The sequence below is a fragment of the Natrialba chahannaoensis JCM 10990 genome, assembly GCF_000337135.1.
GTDB classification, from domain to species: Archaea; Halobacteriota; Halobacteria; order Halobacteriales; family Natrialbaceae; genus Natrialba; species Natrialba chahannaoensis.
Genome location: NZ_AOIN01000077.1, coordinates 26,626 through 48,313 on the forward strand (window position 1 = coordinate 26,626; position 21,688 = coordinate 48,313).

Genomic DNA, 21,688 nt, shown 5'->3' on the forward strand with positions numbered 1-21,688 from the left:
TCGCGGATGTAAATAAGGGTCGTTCGCGTCTGAGATTCGCATACAGTGGCAATTCGGTTCCAATCCGGGAAAACGCCGCCCTCGCGCTTCTAACTGTTGTGGAGAACACACCGGTGAGCGGCGGATGTGGCGTCGGCACTGACACCCCCGTCGCGTATGTAAAACCGCAAGACAGGAGTTTGATCGAGGGCCGAGAACGGCCGTTTCGAATCCGGTTCTGGTACCAGTCCGTGAGCGGAAAGCGATGCAGAATCCACGGCGAATGAGCGACAAAACTAGCACCGATGTCTGACGCGCCAGACGAGCGACGAGCCGTTTGGGACACACACCCCCGTCGCGGATGTAACGGCGAGAGGGAGGGGGTGGGTCTGACTGATCCCCATATTTCGGCGAATGTGACCGGTAACCCGGCGGATTTTTCACCCGCGACACAGGTGTGTTGTAGAACAGAACCCCCCTAGCAAAACAGCGTTACAAACGCGATGGTGGTGTGTCCCCCCTCAACAAGAGGACGACACGTTCTCTCCGCAGCGAAACATCCGCCTCAAGTGGTCTACCATCCAAACACACATTGTATTCGTTGTATTCAACATGTGTGTTCTAGAACTAGAGAAGAATAAGTGACTAGTAATACTAGAAGTTGTACTAGATAGAGTACTACAGTCAACTCACCCCACACACCCCCACCAACTCACACACACAGCGAACAGGTCACTTTTGCCCTCCCGTTCGATACTCAGTATGTGACTCCCGAGTTCCATGACTGACGCGAACGACCATCCACAACAGGACTCAACAGTTGACGACCTCCCGTCCCAACGGACGCCACCAGCAGTCGCCGTCGTCGACGCACAGTTCCCCGGCAACGTCGGTACGATCGCCAGAGCGATGAAGAACTTCGGCTTCAGTGACCTCCTTCTCGTCGACCCGCCGGAACTCGATCCCGACGGCGAGGCCTACGGCTTCGCCGGCCACGCACGCGACGATATCCTTCCGAACGCGACCGAAATTTCTTTCGATGAACTCGTCTCAGGCTATCACACGATCGGCTGTACCGCCGTCACCAACGAGGACGACCGTAGCCACATGCGCTTTCCCTTCTCTACGCCTGCCGATCTCGCCGAACGGTTGCCGACCGTCGAGGCCCCGACTGCACTCATCTTCGGGCGCGAACGCGTCGGCCTGACGAACGAGGAACTCGCCCGTATCGACGAGATCTGTGCGATTCCCGCGAGCAAGGAGTATCCCGTTCTCAACCTGGGCCAGGCCGCGACGATCACGCTCTACGAACTTCGCTCACTCGCGCTCGACGAGGACGAAACACAGCTTCCAGATATCGAGCGCGTCCGCGCGGACGAAGCAACCGTCGATCGACTTTACGACCAGTGGGCCGACCTCTTAGAAGAACTCAACCACCCGACGGAAAAGCGCGAAAAGACGATGCGAATGCTCCGGCGCGTCTACGGCCGCGCCGACCTCACTGAAGGCGAGGCGAACACGTTCCTCGGACTCCTTCGGCGGGCGACGGAGCGGCCGGCGGAACGCGACTGAAAACCTGGCAAAACGGGACTGAACACCCGACGGAACACCGCTCACTCCCCACCCGTGCTTAGGCCCGCTTCTGAATCTCCTCGCGCAGCAACTGACTCACCAGGTCGCCGTCCGCCTTCCCGCGAAGCGCACCCATACACTCGCCCATGAGTCCGGAGAACGCCTGCATCCCTTCCTCTGTGACCTGCTCCTCGTTTCGCTCGACGACACCGACGACAGCCTCTCGGACCTCTTCCTCGTCGGCACCGCCAAGTCCCGCATCTTCGGCCGCCTCCTCGGCAGTCTGATCTGGCTCTTCGGCCAGCACAGTGAGCAGATCCGGGACGCCTTCGTTCGGCAACTCACCAGCTTCGACCAACTCGAGTACCGACGCGATATGCGTCTCGGTCAGCGCCTCGATTGGAACGTCGTCCCGCCGAAGTTCGGTCAGGGTGGACTCGAGTGTCGTCGCGGCGAGCGTCGGATCGATGCCGTCCGCCACTACATCCTCAAACAGCGGCATGTGCTTGCCGTAGGCGACCTGTTCTGCGAGGCCCTCCCCGAGGTCGAACTCGTCCTGGTAGCGCTCGACCTTCTCGGTGAGCAGTTCGGGTTCTGGGACCTCACTCGGGTCGGGTTCGACGGGTGGCACGTCGGTCTCGGGGTACATCCGCGCCGCACCGGGGAGTGGGCGCAGGTAGCGGGTCGTGCCGTCGTCGTTCGCGCCGCGCGTCTCTTCGGGGACGCCCTCTAGCGCGGTTTCGGCGCGCTCGGCGGCGGCTTCGATCGCGGCCTCGGCGACGTCGGTGTCGGCGGCGACGATGGCGACGGCGTCGTCCGGACCGGCACCGACCGCCTCGCGCAGTGCCGCGACTTCGTCCTCGGTCACGCCGTAGGCGGGGAGTTCGTCGGTGTGGAAGATGCCGCCCGCACCGTGGCGCTTCGCATGATCGGAGAGTTCGGTTCCGAGTCGTCGGTCAGGCGCGATCTCGCGGCCGACGATGCCGTCGAAGCCGGAGAGTAGGACGCCCATCACGGAGCCGCCGGAGTTGAGTGCGCCACCAATAACACCACTCTCGGTGTCCTCGAAGACGTTCGTCACGTCCTGTACGTCACCCACGGACGCGTCGCGTTCGATGAGTTCCTCTCGAATCTCGACGAGTTCACGCTGCCGGGCGGCCTCGGTGCGGACGATGTCGTCGATATCATCCAGGCTCTGGACACCCTTGATCTCGACGCGTGCACCGTCCGCGATGGAGACGTTGACATCCTGGCGAATCGTTCCGAGTCCACGCTTGACCTTCCCCGTCGAGCGCAGGAGCATCCCGATCCGCTCGGCGGCTTCGAGTGCCTGCTCCGGCGTCGAGATGTCTGGCTTCGTGCCGATCTCGACCAGCGGAATGCCGAGTCGATCGAGGCTGTAGCGGACGCCGCCGTCGGTTTCCTCGACGCGCTGGGCGCTCTCCTCTTCGAGCATGAGGTCCTCGATACCGACCGCGCCCTCGCTGGTCTCGATGTCGCCGTCAGTCGCAATCAGCGTCGAGCGCTGAAAGCCCGAGGTGTTCGAGCCGTCGACGACGATCTTGCGCATGACGTGGGCCTGATCGACCGGCGACATACCCATCAGCTGAGCAATCTCGAGGACCGTCTCGAGTGCCTCCGCGTCGAGTTCGTGTGGCGGTTCGTCGTCTTCCTCGACGAGACAGGTCGAGTCGTAGGCGAGGTACTCGAACTCGCGCTCGACGCGACTCTCTTCCAGGGCGGCCTCGTCGATCTCGCCGAGTTCGCTCCGCGTGGGGTGGAGGTAGCGCGCGAACGTGCGCGTTGCCTCTTCGGGTTCACGAATCTCAGTCGGACACTGGCAGAACAGTTTCGTCGCCGTATCGAGTTGCTGGTGGATCTCCAGCCCGGCGACGAGTCCGAGGTCGTCGTAGTCGAGGTCGGACTCGGCCTCGGAGCCGGATGTGGTCTCGCGTGTACTCATTGCGCGGTAGTCGGTGACGGAGGGGTAAAAAACCGTCCAGTTGCGCTGCTGTATGGTACCTGGGTCTCAGTCCACCAGTATCCACTACTTCACCCTACTACTTCACTCACGTCACAACAAGCGAAGCGAGCTCCCAGACTCCGCAGTAACCGCTCAGTCGTCGGACGCTTCCCGCGACACCGCGGACTCTTGTACTGCATCATCTCGGTCGTCCGCTTCGTTCGCCTCGACCGCCCCGTCGGCCTCGTCAGCCTTGCCCGCACCGTCCGCCTCAACCGCAGGGCTACTCGAGTCCACCTCCACTGTCCCCTCCCCAGAACCCGACAGTACCCCCTCAACACCATCAAGCAGGTCGGGTAGACCGGCTTCGACACCACGCTCGCGACACGCCTCGTAGCGCTCCCGCGCCGCCGCACCCACACCGTTGCGTTCTGCGAGTGGCGTCGTTTCGATGAGGATCGGTTTCTCGACGGACTCGAGTGGGTCGAGCACGAGCTGGTTGCCGGCAGTGAGCGTCAGGTCCGCGAGGACGGTCGCATCTGCCTGTCTGATGTGCGTCTCAAGCTCGGCGCGATCGTTGGCCGAGAGTGGGGCGAAAGGTTCGACTGTAACGGTTTCGACGGCTCGGCTGTTGTCATCACCGGCGGAGACGGAGGCCGCACCCTCTGCAAGTCGGGCTGCTGTCTCCGCAGCCGCGTCGCCGGAGGTGACTGGACCGACCGAAACCTCGTAGCCGGCGGTGGCGAGCCGTACGAGCGCGCTCGCGGCCGTCGTGCCAGTGCCGAGAACGTGGACGCGGGCGGCGCTGTCTCCTGACTGCTCGCCCCCAGTATCCGATACTGCTGCGGCGTCCGGGAGCGCCGTCACCGTCTCTGTCCCGGTCACTGGGTTCGTAGTCACCGTCGCGTTCGCGTCGAACGCTTCGGCGAGCGCGTCGGCCGTGAGCACTTCGTTTGGTGTGCCGACATCGTGGACTGCGCCGTCGGCGAGCACCACGAGCCGGTCGCAGTAGCGCGCCGCCAGATCCAGGTCGTGGATCGCTGCCACCGCCGTCCGGCCCGAATCGACCAGTTCGCGCACGAGTTCGAGCGTTTCGATCTGGTGGTTCACGTCGAGACTGGCCGTTGGCTCGTCGAGCAACAGCGCGGGCGTCTCCTGGGCGACTGCGCGCGCGAGCACGACCCGCTGGCGTTGGCCGCCGCTGACCTCGTCGATCGGCCGCTCTGCAAGATCTGTTGTCCGGGTCCGCTCGAGTGCCCGCTCGACGGCGTCGCGGTCCTCGTGTGTCGGCGCGGCAAACCGCGAGCGGTGGGGGTGGCGGCCCATCTCGACGACGTCGCGGACGGGGAACGAGAACGACAGCGAGGTGTCCTGCGGGACGACGGCGACGAGACGGCTCGACGCGCGCGAGGAAACGGCGTGAACGTCGGTGTCGTCGATCGTTACGGTTCCCGAATCCGGTGTGATCGCGCCGCTAATGGCGCGCAGCAGGGTGGTCTTCCCGGCACCGTTTGGGCCGACGAAGCCGACGAATTCGCCGGGTTCGATCGAGAGCGAAGCGTCTTCGAGCACGCACAGGTCGCCGAAGGACAGCGAGAGGTCGGTGACGGTGATCGGTGCCGGCTCGAGGTGGCGCGTGGTCTCCTCATGCGTTTCGCTGTCCCCGGTGTCGTGCCGTTCCGTCTGGCTGCCGTCGGTTTGATCGGAGTCTGTGCAGTCGTGATCTGTCTGGTCGCTCACAACGAATGCACCTCCCGACGAACGAGCAAGAACAGGAAGAAGGGCACACCGACGAAGGCGGTGACGATGCCGACCGGCACTTCGGCCGGCCCGGCGCGGGCGATGGTGTCCGTCGCGACGAGGAAGGACGCGCCGGCCAGCGCGCTCGTCGGGAGCAAAATTCGGTGGTCCGGGCCGACGATCAGTCGCATGATGTGCGGGACGACGAGGCCGACGAATCCGATGACGCCGGCGACCGCGACACCCGCTGCCGTGACGATGCTCGCGAGTGCGAGCAGGAGGAGCTTGGTCCGTTCTACATCGACACCGAGGTGGTGGGCATCCTCCTCGCCGAGCAGGAGGACGTTCAGTTCGCGCACGTACGCGCCGAGGACGCCGACGCCGAGCAGCGCGACCGGCAGGGCGAAGCCCACGTCGCTCCAGGTCGTGTTGTTGAGGTGGCCCATCATCCAGACGACGGCCTGTCTGAGGTCGTCGCCGCTGTGGACCAACATGTACGAGATCAGCGCACCCAAGAAGGCCTGGATCGCGACGCCGGCGAGCAGCAGGGTCGCGACTGGCGTGCGTCCACCCTCGGTCGCAATGGCGTAGACGAGAAACGCCGTGACAAGCGCGCCGACGAACGCTGAGAGGTGGATACTCCCGAACGGCACGATCGCAGGAAAGGCGATAGCAGCCACCGCACCCGCTGCAGCACCCGAGGAGACGCCGATGATCGACGGGTCAGCGAGTGGGTTCCGGAAGAACCCCTGCATGACGGTTCCTGCGGCAGCAAGCGAGAAGCCGACCGTCGCGGCGAGCGCGATCCGCGGCATTCGGATCGTTTCGACGATCAACTGGTGTGAGCCGGCGACATCGAACGAAAAGACGGCCGTGTACTCGAACGCCGGAACCAGCAGCGGAATCGCGAACCCGAGAACAGTGATGGTTGTGGTGTTCATCGAGACACTAGTCGGAACAACGACGGCGTTTAACGCGGCCATCGCGACCGTCACCGGATCGATTCGCACCGGGCCGAGGGCGGCGCTGACGAGGACGACAACGACGAGCAGGAGGAGAAGTCCCGCCGACCATGAGATGGTTCGGCCCGGCCGGTACATACTCTGAAACCACGATTGCTTTAGCCAAATATTTGTTGGAGTGCGTCCCATATACGGTCGATGCGACCCAAACGTCCGATCGCGCTACTCGTGGTTCTCACGGCCGTCGTCGCCGCGTCAGCAACGGCACCGATCGCGGCCGCCGGCGGCATCGCGGCCGGCAGTCCCGCCGACGCCGCACAGTCGGTCGGCCCAGACGAGACACAGGCAGCACAGCACCCAGCTATCCATTCCATACTCACACAGGAGGCCGTCTCCTGTGAATACCCACTCGAGTTGACCGACGCGACGGGCGAGACGATCACGCTCGAGGAGGCACCTGACTCTGTCGTCGCGCTGCAGGCGAGTGACGCCCAGACGATGTACGAGATCGGTGCTGAGGACCGCCTCGACGGCATGCCCTACACCGATGCGACGAGCGGACTCGACCGCGGTGACCGCGCGGATATCAGTGATGGTTGGGAGGTCAACCACGAACAGGTCATCGCGACCGATCCCGACCTCGTGCTGGCGGCAAACATAACAGATGCCGCGGACATCGAGACGCTGCGCGACGAGGCTGGCTTCACCGTCTACCACTTCTCGGAGGCCGAGTCGATCGATGACGTGCGCGAGAACGTCCAAACGACCGGTGCGCTCGTCGACGAGTGCGCCGGCGCTGAGGAGACGATCGACTGGATGGACGACCAACTCGAGATCGTCGAGACTACACTCGAGGACGCCGACCGCCCGCTCGTCTACTACACGATGGGTGAGGACGGCATGACCGCGGGCACGGAGACGTTCATCGACGAGATTCTGTCCACGGCCGGACTCGAGAACGTCGCCGGGGAAGCGGGCATTACGGGGTATGAGCCGATCAACGCCGAGACGGTCGTCGACGCGGACCCGGAGTGGGTCGTCTACTCGGATGACAGAGAGCAACCACCGATTCCCGACGCAGCGACCGAGATCACGGCCGTCGAGGAGGATAACGTGATTGCCGTCGACGCGAACCAACTGAACCAGCCGGCACCGCAGGTCGTGCTGGCGGTCACGTCGATCGTCGAGGAGATCCACCCTGAAGCCTACGACGAGGCGAGCGCCGAACTCGAAGGATCGACGGCGAGCGATGACGATGGTGCGGGCGACGATGAGGACGGCGAGCCGACAACTGATGACGGAGATGCCGGCGACGACTCGATCCCTGGCTTCGGCGTTGCTGGGGCCCTTGCTGCTGTACTCGCGACACTCGGTATTGGCGCGCGACTGCGCTGACGATCTCAGTGACTGTCTCAGTAGTAGTATCTACGGTTCTGCCGACTACTGTTTTCCCAGCTGGTTCCGTTTGATTCTGTGAGCCGACGACGAACGAAGTTGAAAAAGGTTTACTCACCTCCCCGCTCAGGAATGAGCATGGTCGAGAACGTTATCTGGCCCGCCTATCTCGATGCCTCGCTCTCGCGGGCCGACGGACGGCGTGTGTCGGAGGAGTTGGCAGTCGATGAGCCATCAGTCGACGAAATCGCGAAGGCCGTCCAGCAGATCGGCTACGACGCGACGATCGAGCGCGATAAGGCCTACTCGCGAGAGCCCTGGGCCCAGCGCGGCCGAGTCGTCGTCCGCGGTGCGGAGGACTCGACGAAGAACGATCTCGTACAAGCCGTCGCGGCGTATGTCGTGGCGATACGCGAGTGATGGGGCGCTGCGCTGCTGACAACCAACCACACTGCCAATGAAACGAATTGGAACAGTCGTCCGAACGGCACAGGGACTCGCGGTGTTGCGAGCGGACGCTACCGACGAGGATGCAACCGACGCACATAGCAACGAAATCGGGACGATCGTGCTGGACGACTCGCTCGACGAAGTGGGACGCGTCGTCGATGTCTTTGGACCGGTCGATCAGCCCTATCTGGCGGTGACGCCGGACGCTGGTGTCCACCTGCCGGCGCTCGTGGGATCGACGCTGTACGCGCGCTGACGAGCGGCGGAGATACCACTCGACTCGAGAGGCCCGAAAGGTAGCAGGTAGGGAACCAAGAAACAGAGAAGAAAACACCCATACGAGCGCGCGCCAAACCCCGCGCCATGAACGACCGGATTCGGGTCTTCGCCGCCGTCGGAGTGACGGTCTTGCTGTTTCTCGGCGTCCAGCTCGGCGCGCTGGCGCTCACCGAGCCGTTCTACGAGTCCGGCCACCAGGCCGTCGAGAACCCGGAAGACCCCACTAACAGCGTCGTCTACGTTGCCATCATCCTCGTCGCAACTGCCCTCATGCTCGCCGCCTTCAAGTACGACCTGCAGGGACTCATCCGCGCGCTGATCATCGGCGTGAGCGTGATGATTGCCTGGTTCGTCTTCGCTGAACTCGTCCCACCAGTCGTCACAGTCGGCGATGCAGGTGTCAACGTCCTCGCGGTGCTCGCCGCCTTCGGTGTTGGTGCTGCGCTCCTATTTCATCCGGAGTGGTACGTCATCGACACTGCCGGCGTCCTGATGGGCGCTGGCGCGGCCGCGCTCTTCGGGATTAGCTTCGGGCTCCTCCCTGCCCTGCTCTTGCTCGCGGTGCTTGCCATCTACGACGCCATCAGTGTCTACGGCACCGAACACATGCTCGATCTCGCGGAGGGCGTCATGGATCTCAAAATCCCAGTCGTACTCGTGATTCCCCTGACGCTGTCGTACTCCTACCTGTCCTCGCCTGACGAGTCTGGACAGCCTGCTACATCCAACGACTCTGCCGACTCCGTCGACGCCGTCGAGTCGTCCGAGTCTGCTGCAACCGAGGTAACTGAGAATACGGACCCAACCGACGAACCCACGCCAGAACCACAGCGCGACGCGCTGTTCATCGGCCTCGGCGACGCCGTGATCCCAACCATCCTCGTCGTCAGCGCGGCCTACTTCCTCGACGCGGGCACGCTCGACGTCCCTGGACTCGCGCTCAACCTCCCCGCACTGGGTGCGATCGTCGGCACGATCGTCGGCCTCGTCGTGCTCATGGCGATGGTCGTTCGCGGACGCGCACACGCCGGGCTCCCGCTGCTCAACGGCGGTGCAATCGGTGGTTACCTCCTCGGCGCACTCGCAAGCGGGCTCTCGATTGCGACAGCACTCGGGCTGTAGCCGGACTCTAGCTGCCCCTTGTACTCCCTCAGACACCCTGTTCTCACTCACCCTCCTCACTCAACCATCTCCACAGTCGCATCCGAGCCGTACTCGAGTCCACCCACGAGCGCGTCGACCCGTTCCGTCTCCGGTTCGTCTTGAAACTGCTCCACCTCCGCTGCGTCCGGATACGCACCGACGACGATGAAGAGATCGCTGTCGTGGGTAAACGTCGAGATATCGGCACGAACCGGAATCCCGTCCGCACCGTACATCGACGCCTCGCCCTCAAACGTCTCAAGTACGACTGTCTCGCCGAGCGATTCGACACTTCGTTCGTCGACGACCATCTCGTTGTCGAGCGAAATCTCGTCGAACTGTTCTTGCACCCGCTGTGCGATTTCGGCGGTCGACATGTCGGCGACCGGGTTGCACTCCTCGCCGAGCATCTCCACCTGTGGCGTCGTCGCGACGCCGAACAGCCCCGCGTCCGCCTCCGCTGGCCCGTCGCCCAGCACGGCCGACAGCATCCCCATCGTCCGTGTGTACTCACTCGCGTAGTTCGTCGCCTCGACGGTCTGGCGGGCAACCGTCCGCGTCTCCACGACCTTCTCGGTCCCCTGATAGGCGTAGCCGGTCTCCTCGAGTGCAGCCGCTGAGACGACCACGGGTGTGGCGGAAAACGAGGTGATGTCTGCGAGCGCGTCGTCGAGACAGCCAGCCATAAGGCCGAGCCCGCAGACTGCCCCTGCGGCGACGAACTCGCGTCTGTTCATACGAACTCGACCACGACCAGTCGCAAAAGAGCAGACCTTGCCATCCCGTGGCCGGCCCGCGAAATCGCCGTCCGCCGGTTTGGTGTCGCTGTCCGAAGGCCAACTACTCGCCCGACGGTAATCGGTACGTCGGCCCCTCGTCCGTATCCTGCACTTCGACGCCGAGCGACTCGAGTTCGTCGCGCAGATCGTCGGCGCGTTCGTAGTTACCGTCCGTTCGTTCCTGCTCGCGTACGTCGAGAACGAGATCGACGACATCGCCCGCGAGAGCGGCGCTGCCGGTGGTGTCGCCGGTAAAGGAGAGGCCCAGCACGTCCCCGAGCTCCTCGAGTGTGTCGACGGTGCGGCGGAGGCCGCGGTAGTCGTACTCCGTTCGTCCCTCGAGATGGGCGTTGATCGCCGAGGCGACTGACAGCAGCGCGGACTGTGCTTCACGCGTGTTGAAGTCGTCGTCCATCGCCGCGGCAAACTCTTCGTGGGCGTCGTCGACGGCCGTTCGAAGGTCTTCGTCCTCGACTTTCGTTCGTGCCGCCGGCGAGTCGACAGCCTCGACGGCTCTCTCGTGGGCCCGCTCGAGTTGCTCCCAGCGCTCCTCGGCCTCGGCGATGGTGTCGTCCGAGTAGAGCTGCTGGCTGTTGTACGAACCGGCCGTCAGGAACGTTCGCATGACGTTCGTTCCCCACTGGTCGACCGCCTCGTCGACGGTGACGAAGTTGCCCAGACTTGAGGACATCTTCTCGTCGGCCATCTGGAACAGTTCGCAGTGGAGCCAGTAGTTCGCGAACTGCTGGTCAGTCGCGGCTTCGGACTGTGCGACTTCGTTTTCGTGGTGTGGGAAGACGAGGTCGCGGCCGCCGACGTGGATGTCGAGCGTCTCGCCCAGGTGGGTCGTGCTCATCGCGGAGCACTCGATGTGCCAGCCGGGGCGACCCTCGCCCCACGGTGAATCCCACGTGAGAGCGGTCTCGCAGGCGTGTTCGGCGGGTGCAGCGCCCTCGTGGCGGTGTTCCTCTATATCTCCGGGTTCGACGCCGTCGGCCTTCCAAAGCGCGAAGTCAGCAGAGTTGCGCTTCTCCGAGCGTTCGTCGGGGTCGCCCTGGGATTCGATCTCGTCGAGCTCCTGGTTCGAGAGTTTGCCGTACTCTTCGAAGCTGGTTACGTCGAAGTAGACCGAGCCGTTAGATTCGTAGGCGTAGCCCTTCTCGACGAGCGTCTCGACGAGGTCGATGATTTCGGGAATGTGCTCGGAAACGCGCGGGTAGACCTCCGCCCGGAGGAGGTTCAGCGAGCGCATGTCCGCGAGGGTGCGCTCGATGTACGTTTCCGCGACAGCGGCTTCGCCCTCTCCGAGGTTGTCCTCGCCGACGCGGGCGACGATTTTCTCGTTGATATCGGTGAAGTTCTCGACGTGGCGCACGTCGTAGCCGCGGTACTCGAGCCAGCGGTGCATGACGTCGACGTGGACCCACGACCGCGCGTGGCCCAGGTGGGGCGGGTCGGAGACCGTCAGGCCACAGTAGTAGAGCAAGACGTTCTCGGGGTCCTGTGGCTCGAACGGCTCCTTTTCGCCCGTCAACGTGTTCGTCACGTGCAGGGTCATTGCGAAGGTATACCCGTGGGCCGTAGTTAAGCGCTTATCAATAGCTACGCAATAGCGGTTTTTGTTGCTTCGTGAGGCCCATTGTGATTACTATAGCGGTTTCACTCCTTTGAACCCACCAATGGCGTTGCTCGAGCACACGGAATGAGCACAGTACTCAGCACATCACAAATCACCGATCATACACTTGCTGTCACTGATCCGAATCGCTGGGAACCCGCTCCAGCGCCCCCTCCACCGTTCGCACCGCGTTCGCCCCCTCCCGGCGCTCGACGATCACAATCAGCGTCTCGTTTCCAACGGCGGCCGCAACCGGTTCGATCTCCCTAACGGCGAGGGACTCGAGTGTGGTCGCCAGCGCGGCAGCGTCGACCGCGCCGGTGGCGTAGATTGCAGTCAGGTCGCCGCCGTTGGAGCCGAAGGCGGTGCCGCCGACGGTGACGAGCGCTGAGCCGGGGTCGTCGACGGTGCCGATGCTGCTCTCCATGCGAACGCTGACGTCGCGAGCGTCGTGGGTTGCGGCGGGGAGTTCCTCGGCGTAGCGTCGGAGCGCGGTGGCGATGGCGTCGATGTCGCCGTTGATTTCACCGATTTCGTCGCTGCTCTCGCCAGTCGCTGTCTCCCGCTCGTCGCCCGAGAGAAACCGAGCGGCGGCAGTGTAGTTCACGATGCCCGCGCGAAGCGCCGTCACGAGGAACGGGTGGGCCTCGACCGCGCGGCGCGTCTCGGCTGCCAGTGACATGTTCGTCACAGTGCTGGCACGCGGACAGCATAAAGTCGCCGACTGGTGCCCGCGAGTCAATAGTGGTGGCCGCGAGTCGCTTCCAGACGCAGTGCCGACCGGGGCGCTTTTGCCGCGAGCGCCCAATCTGTCACCTATGAACCCAGCAGACGTCGCGGACCTGATCGAATCGGAACTCGAGGACGCCGACGCAACGGTGCGACCTGCCCGGGACAAACACGACGAGGACCATCTCGCGGCGACGGTCATCTCGCCGGCCTTCGAGGGCCAATCGCTGGTCCAGCAACACCAGCAGGTCTACGACGCCCTCGATGGCCACATGACGACGGACATTCACGCGCTCGAGCTCTCGACGTACACGCCGGAGGAGTACGAGGAACACGGTGGAGAGGAGGACGAGTAAAATTTCCTCCCGAGTGAACACTCACCGATCGAAACAGAACCGTAGGATTCTCCTGCTCGCCTGATAGGATACTGCTATGGAATCACTACACCCCCGGATCAGACTGCTCTGGATCGCCCAAGCTGCGATTCTGGCAATCATCCTCGGGATCGTTCTCGCCGCCATCGACCCGTGGCTCCTCGAGATTCCGACCGTCGCCCAGGTTGGCGTCGTCATTGTCGGAATCGCCCTCGGGCTCGCCTACGCCGTTCGGCTCTACCAGGTCTGGCAGTTTGAACTCCAGCCCGACGCGCTCTACTTAGAACGTGGCGTCATCACGTTCGTCGAAACCGCCGTCCCGTTCGTGCGCGTCCAGCACGTCGACACCCAGTTTGGCCCGATCGAGCGCGCACTCGGCCTCTCGAGTGTCGTCGTCTACACGGCAGGGTCGCGCAACGCCGACGTTCGGATTCCGGGGTTGACGCCGGATCGAGCGCGTGAGCTACAGGATACCCTCCGCGACCTCGCCGTCGAGAGCGAGGCCGACGACGCGGTCTGATCGCTATGGCTCCGACTATGAATCGACTCCATCCGCTTAGTGCGGTCACATATGCCCTCCAGTATGGCTTTCTCTGGCTCTGGATTCCGGTCGTCCTCCTGCTCGTGCTCGCAGGGGCGTTCGACCCGATCAGCGGTGCCTGGGTGCCGTTCGCCGCGCCGTTTGGTTTTCTTGCGGGCGTCGCCTACGGGATCGCCTACTACTACCGCTTTGGCTACGAGATCACATCTGACACCGTCGACGTCTCGTCGGGCGTGTTTGCCCGCCGCTCCCGTGAGATTCCCTACGGCCGCATCCAGAACGTCGACATCAGACAGGGCGTCCTCCAGCGGCTGCTCAATCTCGCAATCGTCTCGATCGAGACCGCCGGCGGTGGCGCTAGCGAAGCGACACTGAACTTCGTCAGCGAAGCCGAAGCAACCCGCCTCCAGCGCGAGATCCGTCGGCGAACGGCTGCTGCGCGCGAGCGCCGTAGAGCGGAGAAAAAGGGTACGACGGGTGGGGTCGACACTGACACTGAGGCTGAGACCGAGACCGAGACCGAGACCGAGAACGAGGTCGATGACGCTGCGAGCGATGCCGACGCAGACACCTCTTCAGCACCAACCGACGCCTCTCGACAGCCAGACTCGCGTGAGCGCCGTGACCAACACGACCTCTGGGATCATCCACTCGAGTCCGGTCCGGATCCAGCTGATGAGCCGGATGCAGAGCCAGCGGCCGAAGCTGGACTAGAGACCGATCACGACCGGCTCGGGCCGCAACCAGTCGATGCAGTCGATGACGATGAGTACGATACGTTCGATGAATTCGACGACGGTGACGGATTTGACGAGCATGCTGACCGCGACGACCGCAACGAGTTCGATGAATTCGGCCACCCGCAGAAACAGCCGCTGTTCGACCTGCAGGCCCGCGAGTTGCTGCTCTACTCGTTCACGTCGATCCGAGCAGCGGCGGTTGCGGGTGTGCTTTTCGTCTTCTTCCTGGGAACCGATCTGGTCTTCGACTACCTGCTGACGGTCGCACAACCGGTCGGTGGGCCGGAGGACCTCGGAACCGGGACACCGACGAATTACGGCATCCTGACGATTGTCTCGTTGCTCAACGGTATTGTCATCACCTACGTCTTGAGCGTGGCCTACACGTTCGCGACGTACTACGACTTCCGCCTCGGTCGCGTCGACGAGGACTTCGTCTACGAGCGCGGGCTGCTCCAGCGCTACAGCGGCTCGATCCCGGCAGAGAAGGTCCAGTCCGTGACGGTCACGGACAACCCACTCCAGCGCTTGATCGGCTACGCCGGTCTCTGGGTCGAGACCGCCGGCTACGGCCCCGAGAGCAACGGCGGCAGTCAGTCTGCCGTCCCGCTGGCCGAGAAAGCGCGCGTCTACACGTTCACCGAGAACCTGACCGGCGTCGAGACGCCGAAGTTCGAACAACTCCCCAAGCTCGCACGCCGGCGCTATCTCGCGCGATACTCCATCATCGCTGGCGTCATCGTCGCCATCGCGTTCGGGATCACGCAGGTGACCGTCCTCGAGCGCTGGTATCTCGCGGCCATCGTCTTCGCCGCGGTGCCGCCGGCGGCACACCTGCGGTACGTCAACCTCGGCTACTACGTCGGTGAGGACCATCTCGTGGTTCGGCGCGGCTTCTGGAAGCGACAGACAACCGTGATCCCGTACTACCGAATTCAGACGGTGTCGACGCGCCGGTCGATCTTCCAGCGTCGACTCGGTCTCGCTTCGCTCGTGATCGACACGGCGAGTTCGCGGACGATGGTTCGCGGCACGCCGACGATTTACGACGAGGAACTCGGGGATGCCCGAGATGTCCACGGCGAGTGTCGTGAGCGGCTCCAGACGGCACTCCGTAAGCGGGCGGAGTCCGACGACCTCGGCGTTTCGGTGGATTTTACCTGACCGGACGCAAGGCTCAGCGTATGGGATTACCTGACGGTACCGACGACAGCAGTGACGGCGGCGAGTTCCGAATCGAGGAGGACAGCCTCGGCGAGATGGAGGTTCCGGCCGACGCCTACTGGGGCGCACAGACCCAGCGCGCGATCCAGAACTTCCCAATCTCGGGAATTTCCTTCAGTCGCCGATTCATCCGCGGACTCGGCGTCGTCAAGAAGGCCGCCGCGCAGGCAAACCGTGACCTCGGACTGGTCGAAGACGACGTTGCAGAAGCGATCATTGAGGCCGCAGACGAGGTCACCGCCGGCGAACACGACGACCAATTCCCGGTCGATGTCTTCCAGACCGGCTCCGGCACGTCCTCGAACATGAACGTAAATGAGGTCATTGCCAACCGCGCCGCCGAGATTATGGGTGCGGAGATCGGCGACCGGGTCGTCCATCCGAACGACCACGTCAACTACGGTCAGTCGAGTAACGATGTCATCCCGACCGCGATGCACGTCGCAAGCCTCGAAGCCGTCGAGAAGGACATCATCCCCGCGCTCGATACACTCCGTGAGTCGCTCGAAGCGAAGGAAGAAGAGTTCGACGACGTCATCAAAACGGGCCGAACCCACCTGCAGGACGCGACACCCGTCACGCTCGGCCAGGAGTTTGGCGGTTACCGCACGCAGGTCGAGAAGGGACTCTCCCGCGTCGACAAGGCCCGTGAGCACCTCGCAGAACTCGCACTCGGCGGCACCGCGACCGGCACTGGGCTCAACACACACGAGGAGTTCCCCGGCCGCGCCGCCGAGTACATCACGAAGGAGACCGGGGTTCAGTTCCGCGAAGCGGACAACCACTTCGAGGCACAGGCGGCCCACGACGCAATGTCTGAAGCTCACGGCGCACTCCGCGTCGTCGCCGGCTCGCTGAACAAGATCGCAAACGACCTTCGCCTGCTCGCTTCCGGCCCACGTAACAGCCTCGGCGAACTCGAGCAGCCCAAGAACCAGCCCGGCTCCTCGATCATGCCCGGTAAGATCAACCCGGTTGTCGCCGAGGCAGTCAACCAGGTCCACAAGCAGGTTGTCGGCAACGACGCCGCCGTTTCCGCCGGCGCTGCCGAGGGCCAGATCGACCTCAACCTCTACAAGCCCGTCCTCGCGCACAACTTCCTCGAGTCCGCCGAACTCATCTCGAACGCGAGTCAGGTCTTCGCCACCCGGTTTATCGACCCACTTGAGGCCAACGAGGAATTCTGTGAAAACCAGGTCGAACAGTCGATGGCGATGGCAACGTCGCTCAACGTCCACATCGGCTACGACAAGGCCAGCGAGGTCGCAAAGACTGCGCTCAAAGAGGGGAAGACCGTTCGCGAGGTCGTACTCGAGAAGGGCTACCTCTCAGAGGAAGAAGCCGACGAAGTGCTCGACCCTGCTGCGATGACTCAGCGCGGCATCCTCGGTCAGGACGACTAAACTACTCCGTTCCGAGTTTCTGTTTACCACTCCGTTGACTGCTTTCCCCGTCGGCTGTTTTCGGTTGCTGTCAGCACACATCTTGACAGCGAACAATGCCATCGAAATCAGGAGTTCTCCGTTCTGCGTCTGTTTTTCTTCCGCAGTGTTCACGACCAAATCGACGCCATGGTGCCGTATCACGTCCGATATGGGCGGAATAAAAATACCCAAGCAGTTTTGGGGAATGCTCGCGTCAGACATAATATGCACACCTGTCGAGACTGCAACCAGTCGTTCCAGACCGAACTCGCGCTCGAACTTCACCGAGACACTTGTCAGAAGGGACAACTGTTCTGTCAAGTCTGTGGCGACCGCTTCCGTGAAGCGGCTGCGACACAGGATGGATGGCACTACGAATGTCCGAGCGAGGAGTGCGACGGTGAAGGGATTCAACAGGATCTCTATCACGTCGACGACGTTCGAACGGCGACACACTGACTGGGTTTGCAGGCGATTTTCGATTTGGTTGACGCCTAACTACTAGCCGCATTCAACTGGTTTCGGGGCCTGTCACGACTAAGGGCCTGTTTTTCGAGTTCTCGTCACCGCAGCCAGTGCACTCGGAATTAGGTATAGCACTATGAGATTTATTTGACTGGAATATGTCGCCATATGATGTTGCATGTTGTCTAATAACATTATATTCAACCCCTGTATCGCCGCCACTCCCGATTTATCTACTCCGCCACAATCAGTCCTGCAGCCCTGCCGTTCGGGGTCGGAACCAGAACTATCGCGGTCGCTCCATCGTAGCCGCTGACGGTCAGTACGTACCAGATCGCACGTGGGAAGCGCGGTTCGGAGCGAGAACGGCGAGTGAGAACCGTGGACGCTTCGATCAGTATGTTCCGTTTCAGTTGGTACTATCACTCCGAGACTGAGAGTGGAGCCCCTTGAGTGCCACCACTCAGCCTCTTCGCACTCTGTACCGTCGACGAATCGCTTCCACAGCCCCCCCTCGGTAACACAGACACACCGAGTCTGCACTGGCCCTCTCGCTTCAGCAGCTGACCCTCTCCCTGGCAGTGTACTCGAGTACACCACGACCAAACAGTCTCGCGAGACACAGTTGCCGAATCCACGAACGGCTGCTTGCGACATCACCGCCAATAACCGCACATCGTTCCCCAATTCCACTCGAGAAATGGTTTCAGAGCGGTTGAATGAATCACCTGGCCCGGGAAACGCCACACCATCGAAACCCGCTCTGCGCCACTCTCAGAGCGTTCTGACACGCCCCTACTGACTACCGAAGGAAGAGCTCCATTCTACGCAACGTACCGTCTGAGACTGGTCCGAAGATCCTCTTGAGGCGCGAGTGTGGCGGCCCCTCCCTCACGATCTCTCCGATGGCGGTCCGTCTGTTAAGGCCACCCCGCTACTGCTGTCATCTGTCAACACCGTTTTGCTGTGCCAGCGGTCGATAAACTCACGGTGTCCGCTGTCTCCGCACATTTCTTCGCCGTCCTGGGCTACTGGGTGCTGATTTGTCTGTGTCTCTCGGTACTGGACCCGCTATAGGAACAACTGAAACGATTCACACACTGATCACGTAGCTGTCTTGCGACCAGGTGTGTCCTGGCTTTCAGTGGCTACTCTAGTCGCCGCCGGGAGCTGCTCACTGGTGTTTCACACCGTTGCTGTGTGACTTTCGTCCCACCCGCCACCCGTTCGACGGACGGGTCTGGCGTTCAGACTCCCTTCTGTCCTGTTTGATCGATTGCTGGTGCTCGCTCAGACAATGGGCTGTCCGTCCCATTCCCCACCACCCACCCCACCCCCAACGCCAGCCGTGACGATCACTCGACTGCTTACTTGGGGACGTACTCGAGTTCACCCTTCGATACCCAGCCTCCACTACCCGCAATCCACTCAGTCAGCGCGATCGAGGTCGCCTCCGTCGTGATCACTTCGCATCTGATACTGTCGGACAGAAGTCAGTGAGAAGTCGGTCGAAAAGTCGCGGCCGTTCCCGAAGGTGACGGCCGCAGTAGCGCGCCCAATCTTCGAATAGTTCTGTCCGGCAGTATGAATGCACGAGGAATGGGTGCCAGATTGAACTCGAGTACAGCCGCGAATTCGTGCCGACTCTCGCTGCGTTTGGCTCCCGTACTCGGGTGAGTTTTCCGCATATCTATCAGAAAGCGCGTATTCTTCAGGCCCCGGTAACCTGCTATACTCCGCTTTATTTCTGAACAGATATGTGAACTGACGGACCCACATTGGGACATACTGTATCTCAATTTGTAGGTGTTTGGGGACGCTTATCTCAACTAATGTCTCTGTAACCGCCGCATTATGGGTGACAGAGATGGAGATAAACTCACTTAGCTCTACTAATGGGAACCTTGAATATCACGGCGATTGAGGGGTGCTGTATGAGCGACTCTGCGGACACCTCTCGGAAGTCTGTCAAAGCGTACGTCCCGGCGTATCAGAAAGCAGAATGGCAATCACACGCCGACGAACTCGACATGAGCCAGAGCGAGTTTGTTCGGACGATGGTACAAGCCGGCCGAAAGGGGTTCGAACCCATCTCAGAGGAACCCACTTCTCAGGGGTCAGACCCTGGGGGTAACGCCCTCGAAACACAGGTCCTTAATTTACTCTCGTCTGACACGTATTCGTGGGACGAGCTCCTGGACGCGGTCAGCGAAGATATAGAATCGCGACTTGATGACACACTCGAGCAGCTTCAGTCTGACAACCGAATTCGATACAGTGGTCGCCATGGCGGATACACGACGACTGGTGATAGCGATGGCAACTGACGCGACCGGACAGGTCGAGGACATCGACGACCCGATCGCCTACTTTCTCGACGACCAGCGCTATCACGGCAAGAGCGAACGGACGCTCGAAGCCTACGAGCGAGTTCTTCGACAGTTTGAGGCCTTCCTCGGCCAGGAGTTTGGCTCCGTGGAGGCGATTTCCGACGCGGATCGACGGGCCTGCATGGCCTGGATTCACTCCCTGCGCGGCGAGTTCGAATCGAGCACGATTGCTACCTACGCCTCCTATCTCAACCGATTCTACGACTATATGAACCGCGTCGGCGCGTTCGAGGAGAACCCGATGGCGCTCGTCATGGAGGAACTGTCCGAATCCATCGACACAAACCCGACCAGACGAGAGCTCTCTATCGACGAAATGCGGTCGTTCGTCGCCTCGATCTCCCACCCGCTAGAGCGCGCTGTCGTCGTCACACTGCTAAAGACCGGGATGCGTGTCGGTGAGCTCTGTAATCTCGACTTGCGGGATCTCAACGCTGACGTTGAGGCCGTTGCACTCGAGTGGACGCCGCGCGTCGAACTCGACCGCCGACCCTCGTCGGTGTACGTCTCCGATGAACCCTCCCGCGGCGCGGTCACGAACGGGGAGGTGCGGACGGCGTCGAACAAGCGAAAGCGTGAGACGGTGATTCCCGTTGACGACGAGTTGCGAACGGAACTCGAGTCCTGGCTCGCGATTCGGCCGGATGCAGTTTCGCCCGCAGAGCCGTTGTTTCTCGACACCAGAGACTCGTGGGGTGAACGCCTTACGCCCTCAGACGTTCGTTATATCGTCGAAAAACACGCCCGTGAGCACGGCTGGTACCGGACTGGTGGGGGGACGACCGAGAACGTCACACCACACTACTTCCGGCACTTCTTCACCACTCATCTCCGGGACCGAACGGGTGATCGGGGGACTGTACAGTACCTCCGGGGTGACGTCGCAGGTGACGTGATCGATACGTACACTCACAACTGGGGAGATCGGGTTCGAGAGACGTATCTGGACCATATTTACTCAATATCACTGCTAGAATAGATACCTCTCCCACTTCTTGGAAATTATATAACTATGGCTATTTTGTATGTCTTAGATTCGTCTGATGAACTGAATATGGCTATATCGAATACGGGTGTGCAAATTCTCTCTCAGTGAGTCTGGTTACACCACAAAAAAGAAGTACGCTCTTTTTTACGAGAATTCACTACCCTACCGGCCCTTCGAATTTCTCATCCACCATCTTTACGGACATAAATGCAAGTATATATTAGGACCTCTCAATTGTCTGTGGCAACAATTTGCTTTTGATCATCCTCCTGAAGTGCTATCTCTGGGGTGTCCACAGTCTCTGTTTCTATTTTGATAGCAGTCGTGTTGTGATCTGTTGATTCAGACAACGTTCCTTGCTGACTTTCAATTTGTTCGTGTTGGGGTCCGCCGTCCGTGGTGTGATCGTCGTCCGTTTGTTCGATTGACTGCATAGTTGATTCGTTCAGTGTGTGTGGTTCTTTGATATCAATGATATGCTCTGACTCAAAATGGACGTTTGCGAGGACCTGAGTTTGGTCAGATTCCTCGGCCGGTGCAAGCGAGACAATAGCCCGCTGTTCATCTGACTGTGGTGCCCACACTTCGAAGTGAATTGCCTCATCGTCATCGAAGTAGTTCATCATTTCATCACTGCTCCAAGCCGTTTCAACGGCTGCGTTAACGTCCGCTGCAGTTAGTGCCTCATGCGGGTCAACGACCGAAACGTCATGATTTTCCGGTATCACTTCGTTTTGAAGCGACTCATCTGCTGAAGTCGTCGTTGTTGCCGCTGCCAGGGCGGTTCCTACACTGATTATAAGCAATGCAGCAATCGCGATTGTCGTTAGTTTGTATCTCATCGCTCTTGTGTAGCACTTTGTTGATTTCACAGTGTGGCTTTGATAGCGTGTTTGAGCGCTTCTCTCCCTGGTTTCCGCAGTAGCTTGCGTC

The 21,688-nt window shown here is 61.5% G+C and carries 19 protein-coding genes; 12 read left to right on the forward strand and 7 right to left on the reverse strand.

From position 1 onward, the window contains the following. Window positions 1-759: 759 nt before the first annotated feature. Window positions 760-1,551 (forward strand): RNA methyltransferase, encoded by a 792-nt coding sequence (locus C482_RS13795; RefSeq protein ID WP_006168300.1) that lies wholly within the window; start codon window positions 760-762, stop codon window positions 1,549-1,551. A 58-nt stretch (window positions 1,552-1,609) separates the two neighbouring features. On the opposite strand, the gene gatE is transcribed toward C482_RS13795, so the two are convergent. The 3 genes from gatE to btuC all read right to left on the reverse strand — a co-directional run bounded on the left by gatE (window position 1,610) and on the right by btuC (window position 6,354). Further along, window positions 1,610-3,514: a Glu-tRNA(Gln) amidotransferase subunit GatE gene (gatE, locus tag C482_RS13800; protein ID WP_006168301.1), complete on the reverse strand. Its 1,905-nt coding sequence runs from the start codon at window positions 3,512-3,514 to the stop codon at window positions 1,610-1,612. A gap of 153 nt (window positions 3,515-3,667) precedes the next feature. Further along, entirely contained in the window at window positions 3,668-5,254 is a 1,587-nt protein-coding gene (locus C482_RS13805; protein WP_006168302.1) for an ATP-binding cassette domain-containing protein, read from the reverse strand. Next, window positions 5,251-6,354, reverse strand: a complete 1,104-nt coding sequence (gene btuC, locus C482_RS13810; RefSeq protein WP_006168303.1) for a vitamin B12 ABC transporter permease BtuC — start codon at window positions 6,352-6,354, stop codon at window positions 5,251-5,253. The genes C482_RS13805 and btuC overlap by 4 nt, the downstream gene beginning before the upstream one ends. 60 nt (window positions 6,355-6,414) lie before the next feature. On the opposite strand from btuC, the gene C482_RS13815 reads away from it, so the two are divergent. From C482_RS13815 to C482_RS13830, 4 genes are all read left to right on the forward strand, one after another. After that, a complete protein-coding gene (locus C482_RS13815) occupies window positions 6,415-7,611 on the forward strand; it encodes a PGF-CTERM-anchored ABC transporter substrate-binding protein (protein ID WP_006168304.1) in 1,197 nt (398 codons plus the stop codon). Between the two features lie 138 nt (window positions 7,612-7,749). After that, entirely contained in the window at window positions 7,750-8,031 is a 282-nt protein-coding gene (gene srp19, locus C482_RS13820) for a signal recognition particle subunit SRP19 (protein ID WP_006168305.1), read from the forward strand. A 37-nt stretch (window positions 8,032-8,068) separates the two neighbouring features. Continuing rightward, window positions 8,069-8,317, forward strand: coding sequence for an H/ACA ribonucleoprotein complex subunit GAR1 (locus C482_RS13825; protein WP_006168306.1), 249 nt, complete (start codon window positions 8,069-8,071; stop codon window positions 8,315-8,317). 107 nt (window positions 8,318-8,424) lie between these two features. Next, window positions 8,425-9,462, forward strand: a complete 1,038-nt coding sequence (locus tag C482_RS13830) for a presenilin family intramembrane aspartyl protease PSH (protein ID WP_006168307.1) — start codon at window positions 8,425-8,427, stop codon at window positions 9,460-9,462. Window positions 9,463-9,518: 56 nt separating this feature from the next. Here the strand turns inward: C482_RS13830 and C482_RS13835 are convergent, their stop codons facing one another. The 3 genes from C482_RS13835 to C482_RS13845 all read right to left on the reverse strand — a co-directional run bounded on the left by C482_RS13835 (window position 9,519) and on the right by C482_RS13845 (window position 12,562). Further along, complete coding sequence (locus C482_RS13835; protein WP_006168308.1) at window positions 9,519-10,220, reverse strand: DUF6517 family protein; 702 nt, start codon at window positions 10,218-10,220, stop codon at window positions 9,519-9,521. 103 nt (window positions 10,221-10,323) lie between these two features. Then, on the reverse strand, window positions 10,324-11,820 hold the full coding sequence (gene cysS / locus C482_RS13840) for a cysteine--tRNA ligase (protein ID WP_006168309.1): 1,497 nt from the start codon (window positions 11,818-11,820) through the stop codon (window positions 10,324-10,326). A 193-nt stretch (window positions 11,821-12,013) separates the two neighbouring features. Continuing rightward, window positions 12,014-12,562, reverse strand: coding sequence for a DUF7523 family protein (locus C482_RS13845; protein WP_006168310.1), 549 nt, complete (start codon window positions 12,560-12,562; stop codon window positions 12,014-12,016). A 136-nt stretch (window positions 12,563-12,698) separates the two neighbouring features. On the opposite strand from C482_RS13845, the gene C482_RS13850 reads away from it, so the two are divergent. The 7 genes from C482_RS13850 to C482_RS13880 all read left to right on the forward strand — a co-directional run bounded on the left by C482_RS13850 (window position 12,699) and on the right by C482_RS13880 (window position 20,746). Beyond that, window positions 12,699-12,965: a BolA/IbaG family iron-sulfur metabolism protein gene (locus tag C482_RS13850; protein WP_006168311.1), complete on the forward strand. Its 267-nt coding sequence runs from the start codon at window positions 12,699-12,701 to the stop codon at window positions 12,963-12,965. Between the two features lie 76 nt (window positions 12,966-13,041). Further along, the gene (locus C482_RS13855) at window positions 13,042-13,503 is read left to right on the forward strand and encodes a PH domain-containing protein (RefSeq protein WP_006168312.1); all 462 of its coding nucleotides are present in this window, start codon (window positions 13,042-13,044) and stop codon (window positions 13,501-13,503) included. Window positions 13,504-13,508: 5 nt separating this feature from the next. Next, window positions 13,509-15,428 carry a PH domain-containing protein gene (locus C482_RS13860; protein ID WP_006168313.1) on the forward strand — a complete coding sequence of 640 codons (1,920 nt, stop codon included), beginning with the start codon at window positions 13,509-13,511 and terminating at the stop codon, window positions 15,426-15,428. Window positions 15,429-15,448: 20 nt separating this feature from the next. After that, the gene (locus tag C482_RS13865; protein WP_006168314.1) at window positions 15,449-16,891 is read left to right on the forward strand and encodes a class II fumarate hydratase; all 1,443 of its coding nucleotides are present in this window, start codon (window positions 15,449-15,451) and stop codon (window positions 16,889-16,891) included. A gap of 246 nt (window positions 16,892-17,137) precedes the next feature. Continuing rightward, complete coding sequence (locus tag C482_RS13870) at window positions 17,138-17,371, forward strand: hypothetical protein (protein ID WP_006168315.1); 234 nt, start codon at window positions 17,138-17,140, stop codon at window positions 17,369-17,371. 1,940 nt (window positions 17,372-19,311) lie between these two features. Beyond that, window positions 19,312-19,704, forward strand: coding sequence for a DUF5805 domain-containing protein (locus tag C482_RS13875; protein ID WP_006168316.1), 393 nt, complete (start codon window positions 19,312-19,314; stop codon window positions 19,702-19,704). Continuing rightward, complete coding sequence (locus C482_RS13880) at window positions 19,694-20,746, forward strand: tyrosine-type recombinase/integrase (protein WP_006168317.1); 1,053 nt, start codon at window positions 19,694-19,696, stop codon at window positions 20,744-20,746. Before C482_RS13875 ends, C482_RS13880 begins: the two co-directional genes overlap by 11 nt. A gap of 239 nt (window positions 20,747-20,985) precedes the next feature. On the opposite strand, the gene C482_RS13885 is transcribed toward C482_RS13880, so the two are convergent. Beyond that, on the reverse strand, window positions 20,986-21,688 hold a 703-nt coding region (locus C482_RS13885; RefSeq protein ID WP_206537134.1), incomplete at its 5' end, for a hypothetical protein.